The 4,901-nt window shown below is 73.1% G+C and carries 2 protein-coding genes, 2 tRNA genes and 1 pseudogene; 2 read left to right on the forward strand and 3 right to left on the reverse strand.

Annotation, left to right across the window (positions count from 1 at the left end):
• A tRNA-Lys gene (locus ACFVIM_RS32865) sits at positions 1-74 on the forward strand.
• Positions 75-775: 701 nt separating this feature from the next.
• Here the strand turns inward: ACFVIM_RS32865 and ACFVIM_RS32870 are convergent.
• The 3 genes and pseudogenes from ACFVIM_RS32870 to ACFVIM_RS32880 form a co-directional block, all read right to left on the reverse strand.
• Positions 776-1,363, reverse strand: a complete 588-nt coding sequence (locus ACFVIM_RS32870) for a lytic polysaccharide monooxygenase (protein ID WP_384309362.1) — start codon at positions 1,361-1,363, stop codon at positions 776-778.
• A gap of 382 nt (positions 1,364-1,745) precedes the next feature.
• Positions 1,746-2,435 (reverse strand): annotated as a pseudogene (locus tag ACFVIM_RS32875) (SPFH domain-containing protein); the annotation flags it as partial.
• A 728-nt stretch (positions 2,436-3,163) separates the two neighbouring features.
• On the reverse strand, positions 3,164-4,627 hold the full coding sequence (locus ACFVIM_RS32880) for a peptidoglycan-binding protein (protein ID WP_384309365.1): 1,464 nt from the start codon (positions 4,625-4,627) through the stop codon (positions 3,164-3,166).
• A gap of 178 nt (positions 4,628-4,805) precedes the next feature.
• On the opposite strand from ACFVIM_RS32880, the gene ACFVIM_RS32885 reads away from it, so the two are divergent.
• A tRNA-Lys gene (locus ACFVIM_RS32885) sits at positions 4,806-4,879 on the forward strand.
• Positions 4,880-4,901 lie beyond the last annotated feature (22 nt).

Here is a 4,901-nt window from a genome sequence, read left to right on the forward strand (position 1 = left end):
GCGCCGCTAGCTCAGTTGGTTAGAGCAGCTGACTCTTAATCAGCGGGTCCGGGGTTCGAGTCCCTGGCGGCGCACAGACGATCGTGTGGGGCGTTCCGGTTCATCCCGGAACGCCCCACACGGCGTTTTACGGGGTCCGTACGGAGCCGCCCGGGGTTCGTGAGGGTGCCGTACAGGGCCGCCCGGGGTTCGTGAGGGTTCCCGCGCGGGCGCAGGGGGGCTCGGTGTGCGGTGCGTCCCGGGCCACGGGGCCCATGGGATCACCCAGGCTCCCACCCGAGCCGTCAGGGGTCGCGCGAGCCCGGCGGGATCCCTCGGAACAGGTCCCGGGGCGGCGGTGCCGGCGGGCAGGGGCGCGGAACGGCTTCGCGGCGCGCGGCCGCACTCGGCGTGGGTGCTGTCGCGGGGCGGGCCCGGGGCCGCGCCAGACAGGGCGGGGCGGGGCCCACGACGGCCGCCCCGGAGAGGGCCGCCGCACTGAGCCACAGCGGGCACTCCGGGGTGTGGTCGAGCGGCACGCGACATAAGGCGGCGCTCCTCGTGGCAGCAGGTCCACGAGGAGCGCGGCCCGTACGACGGCGGTGGAGGCGACCTGGTGGCGGATGGGGGACCGGCCGTGGTCCCTCACCCCCCGCACACGGTCGTACCACCGGCGCCGCATCAGCTCGGCGACCGTACCGTCAGCCGGGTCTCCCCTGGCCCGGCACGGCAGCTGATACTCCGTCCGTACGGAACGGCCCGGCCGCGACCGGGCCGTTCAGCGTCGTCAGTCGGCTCAGAACTTGACGTCGGAGCAGGCGTAGAACGCCATCGGAGTGTCGTGGACGGTCCACACGGCGAGGATGACGTGCTTGCCCGTCCGGGTGGGGAGCTTGCCGGAGTGCGACAGCGTCGACGGCGGCTGCTGGCCGTTGAACGGCACCGTCAGGAACGGCTGCGACTCCAGGGAGGCCCGGGTCAGCTTCTTGGTGGGGTCCCAGCCCTGCTTGGTGATGTAGTACTTGAAGTCGGTGGTGCGGTGGCGGGCCGTGAAGCGCCAGTTGAAGGACTGGGTGGCGCCGGAGCTGACGCTGGTGGCGGGCCAGTTGCCGCCACGCGGGTCGTCGAGCTGGGCGAACTGCCCCAGACCACCGGCGCAGATGGTGCCGTCGGAGGGACCCTGAGCCGGGAAGCCCTTGAAGCCCTCGACGCTCTGCGGCTCGTACTGGATGTTGCCGCAGCCGGAGACCAGGCCGTTGGCACAGACCTTCTGACGGCTGATCGGGCCGTCGGTGTAGCCATGGCTGTTGGCCGTGCCGGTCGCGACAACGGTGGCACCCGCCATGACGAGTCCGACGGTGGCGGCGGTGAACCTCTTGCGCATGCTTCGCTCCAGGGAACGTGGGGGAGTTCGATGGGTCGTGCTCGCACGCGTGCGTGTGATGTGGGGATAGGGCGCCCCTTCGACGCCCTTAGGTCTAGACCAAGTCCCAATGTATGGAACAGCTTTCAACATGTCCAGACCATTAAGGAATCAGTCCTCCTCTGGACGATCGGCTTCCGTTCAGGATCGGTTCAGTCCCGGTTCTGCAAGTGCTGTTCTGCGTGTTGGTACGGATGGGACTCCCGCGAACCCGCTCCGCTTCCGTCCAGTCCGGCCGGCGTCCCGGTCCGGGCGGGATGCCGCGCCCGTCCGGAACAGGGCCCGCGTCCACCGCTCAACCCGCCGCGGCTCCCGGCCCGGGCAGGGTTCCGCGAACGGGTGCCTAGGACTCCGGCGGAGTGACCCGACCGGCGTAGAAGGCCACCGTCAAGTCCTTGACCAGGGCCTTCCGTTCATAGTCATCCAGGGCGACCAGCCCGCGCGAGGTCAGTCGGGTCACCGTGTCGTCCACGGCGTCCACCACCGAGCTGAGTACCGTCTCCCGGTGCCGCGCGTCGATCGCCGCGATCCGCTGCCGCTGCATCGCCGCCGCCACCTCGGGTGCGTACTCGATCGCCACCGGCTGCGCCGAGAAGACCTCGAGACCCACCGGCGCGCACTCCGCCGACAGGGTCCGGGTCAGGGCGTCCCCCACCGCCTCCGCGTTGCGCAGCGTCGGCGCGTCCTGGTGGAAGGCGTCGGCCGGGAGCTGGGAGAGCACCCGGGCCATCCCCGACTCGACCTGTTCCGCCAGATACTCCTCGTGGTCCTCGATCCCGAGGACCGCCCGCGCGGTGTCGCGCACCCGCCACACCACGAGCACGGTCACCCGCAGCGCGGTGCCGTGGGCGTCGACGGCGGGCAGCGGATCGCTGCGCCAGTGCCGCAGCCGTACGTCGACCCGGCGCCGCAGCAGCAGCGGGCTCAGCCAGAACGGCCCGGCGCGCCGCACACTGCCCCGGTACTCCCCGAACTGGGTGAGCACCCACGCGTAACCGGCCCTCCCCCGTCCGATCCCTCCGACCGCGAACAGCGCGATGAGCAGCCCGACACCGATCAGACACCACAGCGTGAGATCGATCCCCTGATACGGGGGCACGGTGACCCCCAGCGTCCGCGCCACGGACGCGGGCACCACGCCCGCGCCCCACAGCACCACCGCGACGCCCGCGAGCGCGCACAGCGCGGCGGCCAGCCCGGTCCAGCCGGGCAGCGCGGCGGCCGGGCGCTCGACCAGGGCGGGGTCGACCGAGGGCGGTGGCCGGCGCGGCACCGCCGGGCGCGCGGGCGCCGGGGCGCGCCGCACCCGGGGCTGCTCCCCGCTCCCCTGGCGGCGCCCCACCACGGCGGGCCGCAGCGGTACCGGCGGCGAGCCGCCGTCCCGGAAGAGGAGGTGCACCGGGATCTCGGTCGTCGCCTCCGGCGCGATGACCGGGGTGTGCCGTGACCCGCCGGACGGCGTGCTCTCCCCGCCGCCGGGTTCCGAGGTGGTGGTCGTGTTCATCTCCGCTGCCGCCTCCGCCTGCTGCTGGTGGTGATGGGACCGTGGGTGGGATGGGTGTCGTGAGGGACGGATGTCGCCGCCGGTGGGGCCGGTCGGAGCAGTCGGGACGGCCGGGGACTCGGGAACAGGGCCCGTCACGTCGCCTGACGGGAGACCCGGGCGGTACGGAGGCTCGCGGTGGGTGAGGAGGCGGGCGCGCCGCCCTCGTATCCCTCACCGGTCCCGTACCGCCGCCCGCCTGATCCGGAGGAAACGACCTAGGCGCGTGGCCCCCGCGCGCGGGCGGCGCGGGCGGCCGGGTCCGGCACCGGGGCGAAGAGCCGTCGCCAGGTCTCCGGGCCCGGGTAGCCGTCGGCCGCCGTGCCGCGCCAGCCCTGGGCCCGCTGGAACGCCTCCACGTTGCGCCGGTCCGCCTCGCCCCAGACCGGCCCGGGGCCGTCGCCGTAGTACCGGCCGAAGCCGTGCGCGACCAGGCGGCGGCCGAGCCGGGTGACATGCTCGCTGGAGCGTCCCGGCCGGAAGAACTCGCGCCCGGGATAGGGCGGGGCCACCGCGCTGACGCCGCCGGGCCCCGGCGCCCCCGCCGGAGGGATGTCCCGCCCCTGGCCGGACATCAGCACCTTCCAGGTGCGCGGCCCCGGCACCCCGTCCGCCGACGCGCCGCGCCAGCCCTGGGCCCGCTGGAACGCCTGGGTGGCCCTGCGGTCGGCGTCGCCCCAGCGGGGCCCGGCGCCCTGGCTGTAGAAGCGCTTGCCGCCCCGGGCGATCAGGGCCTGGCCGAGCAGGGTGACGTACTTGTTCTTGCTGCCGGGGCCGAAGGAGGAGAGCCCGGGGTAGGGCGCCGCCGTGATGGGCTCGGCCGGGGTGAGCGAGGTCAGTCCCTTGTAGCGGTACGGGATGTAGCGGTCGGAGTTGTTCCAGTAGGCCATGGGGGTGGTGCGCTTGCGGGTGTGCGGCTTGGCCTGCTCGTACGCCGTGTACTTGGTGTGGTTGTGGTCGGCCCAGCCGCCGAAGATCGTGACGTGGGAGCCCTTGGTCGGCTTGGACGGGTTGTGGAAGAGCAGCATGTCGCCGGGTTGCAGCTCGGCCCGGGTGATCCGGGTGCCGTACTTGGCGAGAGTGCCGGTCCACTCGTTGCGCGGCAGGTTCCAGACCATGGACACATAGCCGGAGCAGTCCTGGCGGTACCCGTCCGACCAGTACTTCTGCATGCTGTACGGGACCTTGACCGAGGCCCATCGCTTGGCCCGGTCGATGATGTCGGTCCGGGTCGTCTTGCGCAGCGGGGCCGTGCCGGGCGTACCGGAGGAGGGGCCGGGCAGCGGGCGGCCGTGGAGCGGTCCGCTGTCGCCCTGCTCATGGTCGTCCTCGGGCTCCGGGGCACGGACCGCGACCCCCGCGCGGGCGGCGGTGACACGCTCCATCCGGGCGGCGGCGGGCGCGGCCACCGGGTTCCCCGTACGCGCGGTGGGGGCCGAGCCCGAGGCGGTGGCCGAAAGTGTGTGGTCCACCACCGTGCTCGGCAGGGGTGCGGCGAGGGGCTCGGCCCCCGCCGTACCGCTGCCGAGGACCACCCCCGCCGTGGTGAGGAGCACCAGGGCGCGGCGGCAGCCGTGGGCGGCGGGGTGCTCTCCCGCGGCCAGGGCCCGGCGGTGCTGGACACAGCCGGGGCAGTCGCAGTCGGGATCGGGTTCGTACTCCTGGAAGACCGGCACCGTCATCGCTGTCCGCTCCGCGCGTCTGGGGTCTGTGGCGGGGGCACCGGGAGGTGCTCCCCCTCTCCTCACGGGGGCTATTTTGCGGGACCAAAGGGACAAAAGGACCATCCGACAGGCCGATGCGGTCAGATAATGGTCAGGAGCACCCTCCCGGGTCCGGTAGAGTTCTCCAGGTCAGCAGGCGCCGCTAGCTCAGTTGGTTAGAGCAGCTGACTCTTAATCAGCGGGTCCGGGGTTCGAGTCCCTGGCGGCGCACGCATCACAGAGGCCCCCTCGC

Origin of the sequence: Streptomyces sp. NPDC057638 (assembly GCF_042800315.1) — a bacterium.
GTDB lineage: Bacteria > Actinomycetota > Actinomycetes > Streptomycetales > Streptomycetaceae > Streptomyces.